This is a genomic window from Emticicia sp. MM (assembly GCF_001649495.1).
Genome location: NZ_LXHX01000020.1, coordinates 77,428 through 93,725, shown reverse-complemented (window position 1 = coordinate 93,725; position 16,298 = coordinate 77,428). Strand labels below are relative to the sequence as shown.

The window sequence follows — 16,298 nt, the reverse complement described above, 5'->3', positions numbered from 1 at the left end:
GATTTTGATTTTGGTGCATTTAGATTACCGAAGAAGTAGGTATCTACATACCCTGAAAATGTGAATGGGCTTTTCTTTTCTTCTGGTTTTGTTGTAGCATCTTGAGCAAATACGTTTACTAGTGTAAACAATGAAAGTACGGTAAAAAATGATTTTCTCATAATTTTCTTTGGTTTAATTAATCATTGGTTAGATTTAATTCTCATGCAAATCTTCTATAAAAAATAATTAAATCCAAATATTAAGTATAAAAAAATCCAATATTTTTAAAAATTTTATCTCAAACCCAATTTATATGTTTTAAAATTAAACTATTTATAAAAATAATTACATTTTACACATAAACAAATAATATTCTGACTTTATATCATTTTAACAAATTATATTCTGAAATACAATTTTATCTTTATATTGTACAATTTCAAGAATTGGACACAAAAAAGCCCCAAATCAGAATATGAAATTGGGGCTTAATTTAGTAATATATACTTATGCTTTTACTCACTTATAAGTTAAGCATTATGCTTCGGCGTGAAGCCATGCTTTTTTAGCAAGTAAAGTCTCGTCATCTTCTTCGTGGTCTGGGTCAGGCACACAACAATCAACTGGACAAACCGCTGCACACTGTGGTTCTTCATGGAATCCATGACACTCAGTACACTTATCCGACACAATGTAATAGAATTCATCAGAAACAGGAGTCATTGGGTCTTTACCGCCAATTACAGTTCCGTCTTCTAATTCAACTTCTGTGAGTTTTGTTCCACCAGCCCAAGTCCATTCTACACCGCCTTCGTAAATTGCAGTATTCGGACACTCTGGTTCGCATGCACCACAATTGATGCACTCGTCAGTAATTATGATTGCCATACTCTCTCTATATATTTAATAGTTTACTAAACTTTAAACAAATATAAGGCTTCAAAGTTTCAGTTTACTTGTATTTTTGTAAGATTTTATAAACGAACAATAATTTTCTAAAAATAATGCAATATAAAAAACATATTATTACATTTTCAAAACTTGGCGATTTTATTACACAAAATTTAGACACCGATGCTTTGAAACCACTATTTTGGTCGGCAAGAAATGAAAATGGTTGGTTTACTGAAGATAATGTAAAATTGGCCGTTGAAAATATCGCCAAAATTTATTTGAATGAAACAGCTCTTGAAAAGTTTGCTGAAAAATATGCAATAAAAGAAAACCCAAATCCAAAGAAAATCGGTATCGTAATGGCGGGTAATATTCCAGCCGTTGGTTTCCATGATTTACTTTGTGTGGTTTTATCGGGAAACATTGCTTTACTAAAACTTAGTTCGAGCGATACTGCGACTATGATGTTTCTCATTAATAAGCTCTATGAATTTGACCCTGAAATAAAAAACATAATCATAATTGCTCAAAGATTAAACGATGCTGATGCACTAATTGCCACAGGAAGTGATAATACGGCAAAACATTTTGAGTATTATTTTGCATCAAAACCAAGAATCATTCGTCGAAATCGAACTTCGGTGGCGGTTCTTACTGGCAACGAAACCCGTGCAGAATTGGCAGATTTGGGCAATGATATTTTCCAATATTTTGGTTTAGGTTGTCGAAATGTTTCAAAGCTCTATGTACCTGTAGGCTATACTTTTGATAAATTTTATGAATCTATCGAATATTGGAGTACAATTCGACTCCACCATAAATACAATAATAATTATGACTACAATAAATCAATTTATTTAGTCAACAGAGTTCCTCATTTAGACAACGGATTTTTACTTTTGAAGGAAGACAATGCTCTTGTATCGCCCATCTCAGCTTGTTTCTATGAAACCTACGAAAGCGAAGCTCATTTAGAACAGTTACTTACAGAAAGTGCCGAGAAAATTCAATGTACGGTTTCGTCTGAAGCTCGCTTTCTGAATAGTTTCAGATTTGGCGAAGCTCAAACACCAAAATTAGATGATTTTGCTGATGGTGTTGATACTATGAAGTTTTTAATGAATTTATAGAAAAAGGTAGTTTTATCGAATTTATTATAAAAAATTTCATTGCCGTCAGTTTTAACTGACGTATCTAATATAAAAAAGACAAATTTGACTTTAGTCAAACTCCATATTTAGACTAAAGTCAAACTTTTTTATGTAGAAATCTATCCGTCAGTTAAAACTGACGGCAATGAGTTATATCAGACTAATATTTAGTAAATTGTATAATAATATCAAATAAATTTCAATTTACTATTCTTCAAGCATTTCATTGCTTTTTCTAAACCATTGATTGTCAGCGGAAACATTCGATTATCTGACCATTTTCTGATTTCCTGAATTGTGTGTGTATATTGCCAATAACCATCATTGATTGGATTGAGCCAAACCAAATTTGGAAATTTATTTTTAAAACGTTCGAGCCAAACTGTTCCTGCTTCTGCGTTATAGTGTTCAACACTACCTCGTGGCTCCGATAACTCCCACGGTGACATTGAGGCATCACCAATGAAAATTACTTTATAATCTTTGTTGTATTTATTAAGTACATCCCAAGTCGATATTTTATCTTCATATCTTCGGCCATTGTCTTTCCAAAGGTTTTCGTAAATGCAATTATGGAAATAATAAAACTCCAAATTCTTGAATTGGTATTTTGCCGATGAAAAAAGCATCGAACATTCTTCAATAAAATCATCCATCGATCCGCCAACATCGAGCAAAAGTAAAATCTTTACCCGATTTTGCTTAGATGCTTGCATTTTTATATCCAAATAACCAGCATTATTGCAAGTTCGGTCAATGGTTTCATCAAGATTCAATTCATCTTCAATACCTTCACGGGTCAAAATACGCAAACGACGCAACGCCATTTGGGTATTTCGGGTATTCAACTCAATATTATCGTCATAATTTTTAAATTCTCGTTTGTCCCAAACTTTAGCGGCAGTTTTATTTCCACCCTTACCTCCTATTCTTACACCTGCTGGATTATTTCCTGAATTTCCGAAAGGTGATGTTCCACCAGTTCCTACCCATTTGCTACCACCTTCGTGGCGTTCTTTTTGTTCTTCGAGTGTTTTCTTTAGCTTTTCGAGCAATTCTTCTAAACCCCCAACGGCTTTAATCGCTTCTTTTTCTTCATCTGTTAATTCACTTAATAGCTTGTTTATCAACCAACTATCATCAACTTTTAGAAAATCTTCTAATTGAATTTGTTCAACACCGTCAAAAAACTGACCAAAAAGTTTATCAAACAAATCAAGGTTTTGTTCATGCTTAACATAAATAGCTCGACTCAAAAAATAAAAATCTTCGGTACTATACTCCACAACTTCCTGATCAAGAGCTTCTAACAAGGTCAGATGCTCTCGAATGTTTACTTTGAGATTATTATCTCTAAGATGAAAGAAGAAGTTGGTTAGCATAGTTTAATGTGAGAATGATAGCATGAGTGAATGATAGAGTATTTTGTTAAATCTATTTTATCTTTCACTCATGCTATCATTGAAAATTGTTTTTACTTCACCCCCTTCTCTCTCAAAGCCTTAAACAAATCATAATCAGATTCGTTTTTGAGCAATGCTCCGAGATACGGTGGAATTTCGTTCATTTTATTCAAATCCTCTAAATCTTCGGCCGAAACTTTTCCTACTAAAAGCAATCTCAGCCAATCAATTAATTCGCTCGTTGATGGCTTTTTCTTGATATTTTTTACTTCCCTGATACCAAAGAATGTCTTTAAGGCATTCATCAATAAGGTTTCTTCGAGTTTCGGATAATGCACATCAACAATTTGTTGCATGGTTTCCTTGTCGGGAAAACGAATAAAATGGAAGAAACAACGGCGAAGAAAAGCATCGGGCAGTTCTTTTTCATTATTTGAAGTAATGATAATTATCGGGCGATGCTTGGCTTTAATGGTTTGTTTGAGTTCGTAGCAATAAAACTCCATTCGGTCGAGCTCCTGTAGTAAATCATTCGGAAACTCAATATCGGCTTTATCAATTTCATCAATCAATAAAACTGATTGCTCTTCTGTATCAAAAGCTTCCCAAATTTTACCCTTTTTGATGTAGTTTTCTACATGATGCACTCGGTCATCGCCCAACTGCGAATCTCTGAGCCTTGAAACAGCATCATATTCGTAAAGTCCTTGTTGGGCTGATGTAGTAGATTTTACATGCCATGTAAACAGTTGCTTATTCAGAGCTTTCGCTACTTCAAAAGCCAATAAAGTTTTGCCAGTTCCAGGTTCACCTTTAATCAGCAAAGGGCGTTGCAGAGCCACAGCTGCATTCACAGCTGTTTGAAGCTCACGTGTAGCCACATAATTAGAAGTACCTTGAAAACTGGCGTTTTGTTTGTTTTCCATATAAAAAAGAAATAAAGAATTTTTCGAGTGACGAATATCACGAAAGACGCATAGCTTAGCCCAATTTAACTGTTGAATTATTTGTCAATCTTCATCGCACGGGCGACCCCATCGGATTATTCGTCATCGCACGGGCGACCCCGTCGAAAAATTCGTCATTCGCATTACTCTTCTTCTTCGCTTGTGAAACTATATAATGTTGGGTCGAGTTGGAGTGTTCCGGCATTAAAATCGCTGATGAACTTTGTGATTACTTCGTGCGTAATTTCCTCAACATTCAACGAAACATCCAGACCAATTCCGTATTCAAAATCTGTTTCTACTTCAACAAACTCAGAAACTTTTATCACTTCTTCCTCTTCCAATTCTTCGATAATTTCTTCGAGCATCAACTCCAAATCCTCATCTACTTTATGGTTTGGCTTGCGTTTGTCAATTTCAACATAGTTTGGATACGCTTTTTTCATGCGAGTTTCGGCTTCTTCAAAAACCAAACTGCTATGATTTAGGCGAAGTGTACCCATTACTGCATCGTAAATTACTTCTTTACCTTCATGCTTGCCAACGAACTGAAAATGAGCAAATTCTCCCGAATCGTTCATGCCATCTTCGTCTTCTACAATCACATACGTTTGTCCTTCTTGCTCACACTCTTTTTTGAGTTCGGCAATTTCTACTGGGTCGAATCCTTCGTTCATATTTGTTATTGGGAAACTTGTTACTGGAAAATTGGTTATTGAAAATACTAAAAGACACATTTTTGAACCTCAACTTTCACTTCTTAAATATTGACTAAAACTGAAAGTAAATAAATTGAGAATTATTATATACACCAAAACACAAAATCATCATTAAAATCAAGTAATAAGCACTCCAACGCTGCCATTTTGGTCGATTTTCAAAGTGAATGGCAATATGATTCCCTCGTTGCTGCCATTGTACAAACTCTAAAATAGCTACCGAAATAATGATTAAATATAAATCATTTTGACCGATTAAATCTATTATTTGTGAGAAACTATGCGAACTCGTTCTAAAAATATTTTTAACTACATAAAAAGAATCAGCATTTGAATGGGCTGCAAAGAAAATCCATGCGAAAGCCGCTAAAATAAATGTAACCGAAACATTGATGAAATCTTTCAAAAATTTTGACGGAAGCATTGATAAGAATTTATCTTGAATCGACTTCGTAAGTTGTCCAAAAATCAAATAAATACCATGTAACCCTCCCCAAATCACAAAATGCCAACTTGCACCATGCCAAAGACCTGACATCATAAAAACAAAGAAAAGATTGAAATATCGGCGATATTCGGCTACTCGATTACCACCAAGTGGAATGTATAAATAATCTCTAAACCAAGTTGATAGTGAAATGTGCCATCTACGCCAAAACTCCGAAATATTCTTTGAAAAATAAGGTCTATCGAAGTTTTTCATTAAATCAAAGCCCATCACTCGTGCCGAGCCGATGGCAATATCAGAATATCCCGAAAAGTCGCAATAGATTTGAAATGTAAAGAAAAGTGTAGCAACAATCAATGGAAGTCCTTGATAATCAGTTGGATTGCCGTAAATTTTATTAACAAAAATTGAAAGTCGGTCAGCAATGACAACTTTCTTAAACATCCCCCAAAGCATCAAACGTAAGCCACTTTTTGCTAATTCATAATTAAATTCATGCTTTTCGTAAAACTGATGAATCACATTTTGTGGGCGTTCGATTGGCCCAGCCACCAACTGCGGATAGAACATCACATAGAGCGAATAAATACCAAAATGGCGTTCAGCTTTTTGATTTCCACGATAAACCTCAATCGTATAGCTCATCGCTTGGAAAGTATGAAACGATAGTCCAATTGGCAAAATAATATCCCAATGAGGTAGTAAATTATCGGGAGAAACTTTAAAGAGAACTGAATTAAAATTATCAATAAAGAAATTATAATATTTGAAAACCGAAAGCACACCTATATTAGCTACTAAGCTCATTATCAATGCCGATTTACGATTTTTCCCATGGGATTGCTCAATCCATATTCCTGCGAAATAATCAATAACAATCGTGAAAAATAAAATCAGGATATAAATCGGTATGAAAAAGCTGTAAAAAACACAACTGGCCATCAACAAATGAAACCAACGGTATTTGTGCGGAAGGGCAAAATAAATAAGCGTAACGAGCGGAAAAAATAGTAAAAATTCAAAAGAATTAAAAAGCATTTTTAATAATGGTAAATTGTTAATGCTGAATGATTGATTTCTAAGTGTCTGAAGCAATCAGATAAATTCACTAAACCTAATTTGATTATTACGGTAGTCAAAGTTCTGTGTTTATTTTGATTTATGAAAGTTTTTTGAATAAAACCATTCTGTTTGGGCAATATCATACAATCAAAAAGGCATCGAAGATGCTTCGATGCCTTTATTTATACCCCAAAAAACAATAAAATCTTTTCTAATAATTGTAAAATACAGCAATTATTATGCCAAATATTGTATTTTTAGAGTAAAATATTCCTTAAAATAAACTTCTATCTAACTCAAAACCTTCTAAATAATCGGCTACTCGTTTCACAAATTGCCCACCCAATGAGCCATCAACTACTCGGTGGTCATAAGAATGGGAAATTATCATTTTTTGACGAATACCAATTGTGTCGCCTTGTGGTGTTTCGATAACTGAAACCTTTTTCTGAATAACCCCAAAAGCCAAAATAGAAACCTGTGGCTGCACCAAAATCGGTGTGCCTGCTATATTTCCAAACGAACCAATATTTGAGACCGTGAGCGTACCATCGGCCAAATCATCGGCTTTTAATTTATTATTTCTTGCTCGATACGTTAGATCGTTAATTTTCTTGGTCAGACCAATCAGACTATAAGAATCTGCTTCGTGAATGACTGGCACAATCAGATTACCGTTAGGTAAAGCTACCGCCATTCCTATATTTATTTTTGCTTTTTTGATAATTTTATCGCCATCAACTTGCACATTAATCATCGGGAAGTCTTTAATTGCTTTCACAACTGCCTCAATTAGTAATGGTGTAAAAGTGATGTTTTCGCCAGTGTCTTGTTTAAACTTACCTTTGGTTTTATCTCGCCAAACCGCAGCATTAGTCATATCAGTTTCTACGAAAGAAGTTACGTGGGGGGCAATGCGTTTCGATTCTACCATTCTTTCAGCTATCATCTTACGCATTCTGTCCATTTCGATGATTTGGTCGCTACCTGAGGCTATCACAATACGCTCTACTGGAGCAGCTACTGGTACAGAAACAGGTTGTTTCAAATATGCGAGAATATCGTCTTTAGTAACCCGACCTTCTAAACCTGTACCCACAATTTTATCGAGTTCTTCGAACGAAATACCTTCTTCCTTGGCAATATTTAGCACTAATGGCGAGTAAAATCTATTATTTAATGGGGTTGAAGGCTTTACTGCTGCTGGCGGTGTAGTCAATAAATTCACCAAATCACTCACTGGCTCATCAACCAACTTTTCGACCTCAGCTATTTCGACAGGTTTAGCTTCTTCAATTACTTTTGGTTGCGAAACAGTTTCTTCGCCAGCTACCTCAATTATGCAAACTGGTTTTCCGATAACTGCAACTTCACCTTTTTGCACCAAAAATTCCTTTATAATTCCAGCATGAGATGCACCGATTTCGGTGTCGATTTTATCGGTAGCAACTTCTAAAATCATATCATCGGCTTCAATTCTATCACCAACATTTTTCAGCCAGTTTAAAACCGTACACTCAAAAATACTTTCACCCATCTTGGGCATTATCATTTCAATTAAAGCCATAGTTTAAAGTTTTGTTGAAGTTTCTTTTGTTGTCCACTGTCATCAGACGGTGGTCAATCGTTCTAAAAACAAATTTCTTGACATTATCAGTCGTCTAAAATTAACTTTCATAATCTCCGTTCATCATTTTTCGGAGTAAATTTAAAGCCACAACGCTACCATACTGAATATTAGTATCTCGTTGATTAGCCATTTGAACTTTTTTTGCAATTGTGCGGCCTTCCATGGCACAAGCAATCCAGAGTGTGCCAACTGGTTTTTCGGGCGTTCCACCGTCTGGGCCTGCTATTCCGCTTGTTGCAATCGCAAAATCGGTTTTCATCAATTTTCTTGCACCTTCAGCCATTTGTGTCACGGTCTCTTCACTCACGGCTCCGTGCTGGGCAATAGTTTCAGCATTTACTCCTAAAACATTGATTTTGACAGAATTATCATAACTTACAACACTTCCCATGAAATAAGCCGAACTTCCTGCCACTTTCGTAAACATGTGCGAAATATACCCCCCCGTGCAACTTTCTGCTGCCGAAACGGTTAGTCCTTGCTTCTTTAATTCTTTGCCGATGGCTACTTCTAAATCATCGTTATCAAAACCAAAAACTGATGAGCCAATTAGCGGCAAAACCTTTTCGATTTCGGCATCAACATCTTTTTTGAGTTGTTCTTCATCATTACCAACAGCTGTAAGTCTTAATCTTACTTGTCCGAAACTTGGTAAATAGGCCAGTTTTATATGATTAGGCAAATTATCTTCCCAATTCTCAATTTTTTCTGCTAAAAATGATTCTCCAACGCCAATGGTACGAATCATTTTATGATAAATTATTGGCGTTTCAAAAAAGGCTTTCAAACGAGGAATTACTTCATTTGACATCAAATATTTCATTTCATGCGGAACTCCTGGCATCGAGACAAAAACGGTACCATTACGCTCAAACCACATTCCAGGTGCTGTGCCAGTTTTATTGGCCAGATATGTACAGCGGCTCGGAACTGCTGCCTGCTGGCGGTTCAATTCGGTCATTGGGCGACCTCTTTTCACAAAGAAATCTGTAATAAATGCCAAAGCATCTTCATTGATAACAAGTTCGTCATCAAAATATTTACACAGCATTTTCTTTGTAATATCATCTTTTGTTGGCCCAAGCCCGCCCGTCAATAATACAATATCAGCACGACTCTCGGCCTCTGCCAGAATCTGCAAAATCTTATCTTCTTGGTCGCCAACTGACGACTTTCTTACTGTTTTTACCCCTATTTTATCCAACTCCGTACTCATCCATTGAGTATTGGTATCGGTTATTTGTCCATACAAAATTTCATCACCAATAGTTACTACTTCTGCTAAAATGGGTCTCATATATCGAAAACTTTAAATAAAATGAGTGACAAACACGTAGATTTGTGGTTTGAAAACTTTCACGGCACAAAAATACAATTTTCGCTGTTGATTCGTTAGTTAGACAATTAATTATTCACAAAAACAATTAGAAAATTCATTCAAATGAAAAGATTGCTCTCTATTTCCTTGTTAATTAGTATTTTGACACTCCAAAGTTGTGCTGGACAAAAGATTAATTTCGGAAAAGTATTAAATGATGTTATTACTCAAACCCAAGGTGGAGGTGCATTAACCAACGATGATGTGGTAATGGGTTTGAAGGAAGCGTTGAAGGTTGGTATCAATAAAGGAGCAGATAGTGCTTCAAAAACTAATGGTTTTTATTTGAATCCAAAAATCAAGATTCCATTTCCTCCAGAAGTACAACGTGTTGAAACAGCCTTGCGTAAAATTGGTTTAGGTGGAGAAGTTGATAAATTTGTAATTTCACTAAATCGTGGAGCGGAAGAAGCAGCCAAAGAAGCCAAACCTATTTTTGTGAATGCTATTTTGAGTATGTCGTTTTCGGATGCATGGGGAATTTTGCGTGGTGATAAAAATGCAGCCACAATGTTTTTGAAACGAACAACTTCTGCTGCTTTGGTACAAGCATTTATGCCTATTATGGATAAAGCCCTTCAAAAAACACAGGCGACAAAATACTATGCTGATTTAGCTACAACTTACAATGCTTTGCCATTTACTCAAAAAGTAAATCCCGATTTGAAAGGTTATGCTACTCAAAAAGCCATTGATGGTTTATTCATTTTGGTTGAACAAGAAGAAGCAAGAATTAGAGAAAATCCATTGGCTCGTACTTCTGAAATTTTGAAAAGAGTTTTTGGAGCGTCTTGATAAAATTAACCTCCCGAAAGTTTAAAACTTTCGGGAGGTTATCATCATTTCAACGAATTTCCATATCCTACTATCAAAACTGAAAGAATAATTGTCAAGATTCCAGCGATGATTGTTATAAGGGTTTTCTTTGAAACACCTTTCCATTCTTTCAAAACTAAGCCCCAAGAATTGGCAACAAGTATTATAAATGCCATGTGTAAAATCCATGAGCTTGGGCCATTACCAAGCTTACTTTCACCCATTCCGTAGAAGAAGAACTGTAAAAACCACGTCGTTCCGGCAATTGCCGAAAATATATAATTTTTTAATAATGGCGTTTTCTGATTTGTATAATCGCCAAATGTTTTGTTCGAGAAATTCAGATACATACACCAAATAAAATTGGTTGTAAGTCCCCCCCAAAGAATTACGATATAAACCACATTATTTCTGAACAAAAACTCTCCCTGATTAGGGTTTTGTGCCACCCAAATTTCATTCGCAACATTCGACATACTCGAACCAGCTTCAATTCCAAAACTAAAACAAGCACTCAAAACACCTGAAATAACAGCTACAATTAATCCTTTTGTTATTTGAAATTCATCGTCAGATTTATTTGCCCCTACAAGATCTTTGTCTTTCATTCCACCAGCTTTGCCACAAATCACGATTCCGACAACGCACACAAATAATCCTAAAAGCACCATTTGCCCCCAATTAGTGGTCATTAAATCGGTAATTGTGTCTTTTCCAGCAGTTGGCACAAAATCATAATAAACCGAAGGGATGATCGAACCAAATACCGAACATAAACCCAGAATGATAGAACTACCGAGCGAAACGCCTAAATATCGTACGCCCAGCCCGTAAGTAAGCCCACCGATTCCCCAAAGTAAACCCATTAAATATGTCCAAAAAATTGTATTACCTGCTTCTCCAGCAATAATTCCCCAAAAATCAGGTATTGTCAAATAAGCAGCCAATGGTGGAACAATGAGCCAAGAGCAAAGCCCCCCAACAATCCAATAACTTTCCCAAGCCCAGCCTTTAACTTTTTTATATGGAATGTAGAAACTTCCCGATGCAAAGCCACCTAAGAAGTGAAAAATAATACCTAAGATTGCAGTCATTTTTGTAAAATAGGGTTAGTTTTTTTGTAGTTTTTCAACATTTATTTATCTCAAAGTAATATTGAGTGGCTAAAAATACTATCCTGTACTCTCATGCGAAAGAGAATTTGTGTTTTTTTCTGAAATAAGTTTAACAGCAATTAGATTTATTTTGAACTTTATCGACCAAAAACCTATTATTTACTGAAACAGTTATAGAATCGAACATGAAAAAATCAGAAATTAATTTTACTGTAGAATTAGATGAAACACGTATTCCTGAAAGGATTTTTTGGGATGCAACCGAAAACCCTAATGAAGGAATCAACGAAACAAAAGCGATTGCGATAGGCGTTTGGGATCATTATCACCGTGGTTTATTGGGAATTAACCTCTGGACGAAAGATATGCCTGTAGATGAAATGAAGCATTTTGCGGTTGATATTGTAGGAAATGTAGCTCAATTAGTAGCCGATGCCACAGGAGACAAAAAGCTAATTGAAATCTTGGAAAGCACTTGCCGAAGCATGAAACGCCATATTGACGAAGAAGCGAAAAAAGAAACTCAAGCATAAAGCAAAAGAGGCTGAATTTTAAGAATTCAGCCTCTTTTTATGTGTTATCAATGGGAATTATGCTTTTTTGGGTGTTATAATTTTTGTCCAAGTCAAAAATTTAATCACTGGATAAGTCGGGTCGAACTCATACCATTTCTTGGCAAAATTGATAGACATTGGGTGTTTGTGGTGATTGTTCTGAAATAATTCGCCCATCATCAAAACATCAAAAATCAATGAATTTTTCGACTCATCATGGTTATCAAAATTTTGGTAGCCATATTTATGTCCACTCCAATTTACTATTGCACCATGAATTGGCCCCATCAAGAAGTGAATCGGTAAAAGGAAGAAAAATCCCCAATGAATGTCAAAGTAGAAAAATCCTATCACATAAAAAGCGATATAAGAAACTCCCCAAGTTAGGCGAGATACCCAATTATCACCAATTTTATCAATTAGATTCCATTCTGGCAAATCTTTCTCAAAACGCTCTTCAATCTTGAATTTATAGTTCAAAACGGCATTATAAATATCTTTCGTTTTCCACATCATCGTAAATAAGTTTTCGGTATGATGAGGCGAATGTGGGTCTTTTTCGGTATCGCTGTATGCGTGGTGCATTCGGTGCAAAACTGCATACGAGCGAGGATTTAGATAAGAAGAACCTTGAGTAATGTAAGTAAAGAGATAGAAAAAACGCTCCCAAAACTTGTTCATAGTAAACATCTTATGAGCAGAATAACGATGCAAGAAAAATGTTTGGCTAAAAAGAGACAAATACCAGTGGGCAAAGAAAAACGATAATGCAGCAACCATGCTTAGAAAATAGAAGTTTTGTTGTTTTTGAAAATACAAATATACGAGACTAACGATAAAATATTTAAAAATGTTAACGACGTATATATAACAAAACTAAAGTTCTTCAAAATATCCTAAAAAAGTTCTCCGAAATATCCAATTTTAATACGAAGTAAAAGCGTACTGTATCAAATTTGCACCCATTTGAAGGGCTTTTATGCGTAACTCTTCGGGGTCATTATATACGCTTCGATCTTCCCAACCATTACCTAAATCACATTCGTAACTGAAAAAACTAACGAGTCTGCCTTGCCAAATGAGCCCAAAGCCTTGTGGTGCTTGTCCTTCATGCTCGTGAACTTTGGGTAAACCGGTTGTAAATTTATATTTCTGTTGATAAACAGGGTGTGCAAAAGGAAGTTCTACAAATTCTAATTCAGGAAACACTTTTTTCATCTCTCGACGAATAAACTTATTCAACCCATAATTATCATCAATATGTAAAAAACCACCCGAAACCAGATATCTACGAAGATTTTGTACTTCTCCATCATTAAAAACCACATTCCCATGGCCTGTCATATGAATAAATGGGTATTGAAAAATATCGGTGCTACCTACTTCAATAATATCTTCTTCGGGGAAAATATTCATTTTTAGGTTTTGATTACAAAATTTAATAAGGTTTGGTAATGAAGTTTTGTTAGCGTACCAGTCGCCTCCTCCGCCATATTTTAATTTACCAATCTTGATGGTTGGCTGTTGTGCAAAAACAAAATTTACACATATAATACTTATAAAGGTCAGAATATTTTTTTTCATAAATTAATTAAATATGTTTACTATTGTGCAAGCTACAACTCCCGCTGTTTCGGTACGAAGTCTTGAGTTTCCGAGGGTGACTACCTGAAAACCAGAGTTTTGTGCCAACATGATTTCTTCTTTGGCAAAATCTCCTTCAGGGCCAATCATTAATAAAACTTCTTTTTTATCGGCCACTACCTCTTTCAATGGCTTTGAAACATCTGTTAGATGTGCTACAAACTTCGACTCAATCTTAACCGAGCTAACAAATTTCTCAAAATCAACCAATTCATTAATCTTAGGTAAATAAGCTTTCAACGATTGTTTCATGGCCGAGATGGCAATTTTTTCGAGCCTTTCAGTTTTCTGATTTTTGCGTTCTGAATGCTTCGTTTGAATTAACGTAATTTCATCGACACCTATTTCAACGCATTTTTCGATAAAATATTCGATACGGTCAGCATTTTTAGTTGGAGCAATGGCAATATGAAGATAAAGGTTTCTTTTATCAAATTCTCGTTTAATTGATAAAATCCTGATCTCACACTTTTTTTCGTGAGCCTTCGTAATTTCACATTCAAACAAGCCCCCTACTCCATCAACAACATGAATTTTATCTTTGACGTTTTTTCTCAAAACTTTTACACAATGTCTTGAGTCTTCTTCACTTAAAATTGGAGTTTTTTCAATATCCGATTGATAAAAAAGCAGCATCTTTAATTATTTTTACAACCACCGATTTCTGCCGAAAATACACTTCCCAACTCGGCATCAAAACCTGGTTCTAAATTGATTGATTTATTGGCCTCCAAAGATAGTTGTTTAGATGGAGGAATTTGAACATTAGCTAAAATAGTTGATTTTACGCCAATAAAATTCACAATTTGAGATAGAAAACTTAGTTCATAATACTCAAGACATTTTAATGAAACTTCAATAGTATTTGAAATACGCCTATTACTTCCATTGGCTACGAGTCGATAGTAATATTTTTGTTCAATCTCCGAGCCATTATCAGTATAATTCATTCCATTAACGCTTGCTATTTCACTAAAGATAATGTTATCAGTCGAACGTTCAATTTGAAAACTCTCATTGAGATTCCATGAAAGAATAACCTTCGCATCGTTAGTTATAGAAAACGATAAATTAATTGGAGTTGGTAGAGCTTCCACCTTGACATTATCAAAGCTAAACGCACGCATTCCATACTTATTTTTCAAGTGGACACCCTTATAAATATCAACTCCGAATGTACCATAATTATTAGGTAAGTATGAAACATTACGTGGGTCGGCACCATCTATCAGTTTTAGAATTATTTTATTGCCATTACTTTCCCCTGAAACTACTAAATTGTTTTGACCATTGATAAAAATGTAGTCTTTCATTCGCCAGATTTTGTTATTTATTAGCGTATCATTGGGGTAAACCATTTGCATTCCTTCATCAAACTCTAAAACCAGTTTGCCATCAGCTTTATAAATATGCTTTATGTCAGGTGAATAAATCTCCTTCGATTGAAAATCACCATATACTTCTTTCCCGATGATTCTCGATAATTCGTAGGCAACTTGACGATAACCTTCAAAACTATAATGAACGCCATCAAAACCAGTCGTTCCAACGGTACTCATAGCTGTTATTTTAGGGAAAATCTGCGGCGTTCGACGTTGAAAATCTCTTATGCCAGCCTTATAGTCAGGGTCTGTCATAATATCTATTTGAAGGTTATAAAATCTCTTTAGGTTTGGAAAATCCAGACAAAAATTATCGTACAATTTTTTAAACTCAACTTCATAACTCTTAGACTGCGGAGGTGCAGAATCAGATTCGCCTTGTTTAAAAATGATGTATTTTAAACTTTCTTTCGAACCACTAAAAATCGTTTGATTTAACAGTTTTCCATAATGAGTGTTTGTATCAGTAGGATTTTGTTCATTCCGATAATTTAGATCAGCTATTGTAGCTCCACCTACCGAAGCTATAATTACTCCAACTGGATAGTTGTATTTTTCAGTCAAAAATCTCAATAATTCAGAAGCCCCTGTACCTGGTCGTATGAAAGTTTGATAAGGTAACACCCATTCACCGTCACCGTTTCCCAGATTCGTGACTGCAAAAAACCTAATTAATGGACTACGTGCAGGCGAATAAGTATTTTCACCTCCATTGCCAAGTGCATTTGACTGTCCATAGACTAAGAAAAGGTCTCCGACTCCAATTTGATTTGTTTTTTTTATTTCTCTCGTCCCATCAAGCAGCAATATAAAGCTATAATCAAACTTACCAGCTTTCAAAATCGGCGAAAATGAAAAGTCAGTAGAAGTATTTACAGTCTGTTCAAAAAACAGATTTCCATCTTGCAAAACTTTCAAAGTGATGGAGGAATGACCATTTTCAGTAATCTCCCCTTTTACTTGAAAAATAGCTTTATCTTGGTCATTTCGCTGAATAACTTGATTATTTGCAGGGAAATTAGAAATACTCACCTGAGAAAAAGACGCCATGCAATTCAAAAAGAATAAACATAACGTTAAGAATGAGTAATATTGAGTTTTAATTAAGGATGGCACAGTGTATCAATTATATTAAACTTACAACAGAAAAATCGTGCCAAACTGTTGGACAAA

Annotated in this window: 15 protein-coding genes; 3 read left to right on the top strand and 12 right to left on the bottom strand. The window is 35.1% G+C overall.

Translation table 11 applies throughout. From position 1 onward, the window contains the following. Positions 1-519: 519 nt before the first annotated feature. Entirely contained in the window at positions 520-870 is a 351-nt protein-coding gene (locus A6M55_RS03235) for a 4Fe-4S dicluster domain-containing protein (RefSeq protein WP_064196443.1), read from the bottom strand. Between the two features lie 116 nt (positions 871-986). Between A6M55_RS03235 and A6M55_RS03230 the strand changes: the two genes are divergently transcribed. Continuing rightward, positions 987-2,006, top strand: a complete 1,020-nt coding sequence (locus tag A6M55_RS03230; RefSeq protein WP_064196442.1) for an acyl-CoA reductase — start codon at positions 987-989, stop codon at positions 2,004-2,006. Positions 2,007-2,215: 209 nt separating this feature from the next. On the opposite strand, the gene A6M55_RS03225 is transcribed toward A6M55_RS03230, so the two are convergent. The 6 genes from A6M55_RS03225 to A6M55_RS03200 all read right to left on the bottom strand — a co-directional run bounded on the left by A6M55_RS03225 (position 2,216) and on the right by A6M55_RS03200 (position 9,533). Beyond that, a complete protein-coding gene (locus A6M55_RS03225; protein ID WP_064196441.1) occupies positions 2,216-3,409 on the bottom strand; it encodes a VWA domain-containing protein in 1,194 nt (397 codons plus the stop codon). Between the two features lie 92 nt (positions 3,410-3,501). Next, positions 3,502-4,356: a MoxR family ATPase gene (locus A6M55_RS03220; protein ID WP_064196440.1), complete on the bottom strand. Its 855-nt coding sequence runs from the start codon at positions 4,354-4,356 to the stop codon at positions 3,502-3,504. A 164-nt stretch (positions 4,357-4,520) separates the two neighbouring features. Beyond that, positions 4,521-5,054 (bottom strand): hypothetical protein, encoded by a 534-nt coding sequence (locus A6M55_RS03215; protein ID WP_064196439.1) that lies wholly within the window; start codon positions 5,052-5,054, stop codon positions 4,521-4,523. A 94-nt stretch (positions 5,055-5,148) separates the two neighbouring features. Further along, on the bottom strand, positions 5,149-6,582 hold the full coding sequence (locus A6M55_RS03210; protein WP_064196438.1) for an MBOAT family protein: 1,434 nt from the start codon (positions 6,580-6,582) through the stop codon (positions 5,149-5,151). A 298-nt stretch (positions 6,583-6,880) separates the two neighbouring features. After that, positions 6,881-8,173: a dihydrolipoamide acetyltransferase family protein gene (locus A6M55_RS03205; RefSeq protein ID WP_064196437.1), complete on the bottom strand. Its 1,293-nt coding sequence runs from the start codon at positions 8,171-8,173 to the stop codon at positions 6,881-6,883. A 100-nt stretch (positions 8,174-8,273) separates the two neighbouring features. Next, positions 8,274-9,533 carry a competence/damage-inducible protein A gene (locus tag A6M55_RS03200; RefSeq protein ID WP_064196436.1) on the bottom strand — a complete coding sequence of 420 codons (1,260 nt, stop codon included), beginning with the start codon at positions 9,531-9,533 and terminating at the stop codon, positions 8,274-8,276. A 144-nt stretch (positions 9,534-9,677) separates the two neighbouring features. On the opposite strand from A6M55_RS03200, the gene A6M55_RS03195 reads away from it, so the two are divergent. Next, entirely contained in the window at positions 9,678-10,409 is a 732-nt protein-coding gene (locus A6M55_RS03195; RefSeq protein WP_064196435.1) for a DUF4197 domain-containing protein, read from the top strand. A gap of 44 nt (positions 10,410-10,453) precedes the next feature. On the opposite strand, the gene rhaT is transcribed toward A6M55_RS03195, so the two are convergent. Continuing rightward, positions 10,454-11,524: an L-rhamnose/proton symporter RhaT gene (gene rhaT / locus A6M55_RS03190; RefSeq protein WP_064196434.1), complete on the bottom strand. Its 1,071-nt coding sequence runs from the start codon at positions 11,522-11,524 to the stop codon at positions 10,454-10,456. A gap of 206 nt (positions 11,525-11,730) precedes the next feature. On the opposite strand from rhaT, the gene gldC reads away from it, so the two are divergent. After that, a complete protein-coding gene (gene gldC / locus A6M55_RS03185; protein WP_064196433.1) occupies positions 11,731-12,078 on the top strand; it encodes a gliding motility protein GldC in 348 nt (115 codons plus the stop codon). 57 nt (positions 12,079-12,135) lie between these two features. On the opposite strand, the gene A6M55_RS03180 is transcribed toward gldC, so the two are convergent. The 4 genes from A6M55_RS03180 to A6M55_RS03165 all read right to left on the bottom strand — a co-directional run bounded on the left by A6M55_RS03180 (position 12,136) and on the right by A6M55_RS03165 (position 16,175). Beyond that, positions 12,136-12,879: an acyl-CoA desaturase gene (locus A6M55_RS03180; RefSeq protein WP_064196432.1), complete on the bottom strand. Its 744-nt coding sequence runs from the start codon at positions 12,877-12,879 to the stop codon at positions 12,136-12,138. A gap of 144 nt (positions 12,880-13,023) precedes the next feature. Next, the gene (locus tag A6M55_RS03175) at positions 13,024-13,683 is read right to left on the bottom strand and encodes a DUF4159 domain-containing protein (RefSeq protein WP_064196431.1); all 660 of its coding nucleotides are present in this window, start codon (positions 13,681-13,683) and stop codon (positions 13,024-13,026) included. A 3-nt stretch (positions 13,684-13,686) separates the two neighbouring features. After that, complete coding sequence (locus A6M55_RS03170) at positions 13,687-14,379, bottom strand: 16S rRNA (uracil(1498)-N(3))-methyltransferase (protein WP_064196430.1); 693 nt, start codon at positions 14,377-14,379, stop codon at positions 13,687-13,689. A 2-nt stretch (positions 14,380-14,381) separates the two neighbouring features. Further along, positions 14,382-16,175, bottom strand: a complete 1,794-nt coding sequence (locus A6M55_RS03165) for a sialate O-acetylesterase (RefSeq protein WP_064196429.1) — start codon at positions 16,173-16,175, stop codon at positions 14,382-14,384. Between the last annotated feature and the right edge of the window lie 123 nt (positions 16,176-16,298).

Bases quoted from the DNA above. Each gene is read 5' to 3' on its own strand.
- A6M55_RS03200 (WP_064196436.1), bottom strand. From the start codon at position 9,533: ATGAGACCCATTTTAGCAGAAGTAGTAACTATTGGTGATGAAATTTTG.
- A6M55_RS03215 (WP_064196439.1), bottom strand. From the start codon at position 5,054: ATGAACGAAGGATTCGACCCAGTAGAAATTGCCGAACTCAAAAAAGAG.
- A6M55_RS03205 (WP_064196437.1), bottom strand. From the start codon at position 8,173: ATGGCTTTAATTGAAATGATAATGCCCAAGATGGGTGAAAGTATTTTT.
- A6M55_RS03225 (WP_064196441.1), bottom strand. From the start codon at position 3,409: ATGCTAACCAACTTCTTCTTTCATCTTAGAGATAATAATCTCAAAGTA.
- A6M55_RS03230 (WP_064196442.1), top strand. From the start codon at position 987: ATGCAATATAAAAAACATATTATTACATTTTCAAAACTTGGCGATTTT.
- A6M55_RS03165 (WP_064196429.1), bottom strand. From the start codon at position 16,175: ATGGCGTCTTTTTCTCAGGTGAGTATTTCTAATTTCCCTGCAAATAAT.
- rhaT (WP_064196434.1), bottom strand. From the start codon at position 11,524: ATGACTGCAATCTTAGGTATTATTTTTCACTTCTTAGGTGGCTTTGCA.
- A6M55_RS03175 (WP_064196431.1), bottom strand. From the start codon at position 13,683: ATGAAAAAAAATATTCTGACCTTTATAAGTATTATATGTGTAAATTTT.
- A6M55_RS03195 (WP_064196435.1), top strand. From the start codon at position 9,678: ATGAAAAGATTGCTCTCTATTTCCTTGTTAATTAGTATTTTGACACTC.
- A6M55_RS03210 (WP_064196438.1), bottom strand. From the start codon at position 6,582: ATGCTTTTTAATTCTTTTGAATTTTTACTATTTTTTCCGCTCGTTACG.
- A6M55_RS03235 (WP_064196443.1), bottom strand. From the start codon at position 870: ATGGCAATCATAATTACTGACGAGTGCATCAATTGTGGTGCATGCGAA.
- gldC (WP_064196433.1), top strand. From the start codon at position 11,731: ATGAAAAAATCAGAAATTAATTTTACTGTAGAATTAGATGAAACACGT.
- A6M55_RS03220 (WP_064196440.1), bottom strand. From the start codon at position 4,356: ATGGAAAACAAACAAAACGCCAGTTTTCAAGGTACTTCTAATTATGTG.
- A6M55_RS03170 (WP_064196430.1), bottom strand. From the start codon at position 14,379: ATGCTGCTTTTTTATCAATCGGATATTGAAAAAACTCCAATTTTAAGT.
- A6M55_RS03180 (WP_064196432.1), bottom strand. From the start codon at position 12,879: ATGGTTGCTGCATTATCGTTTTTCTTTGCCCACTGGTATTTGTCTCTT.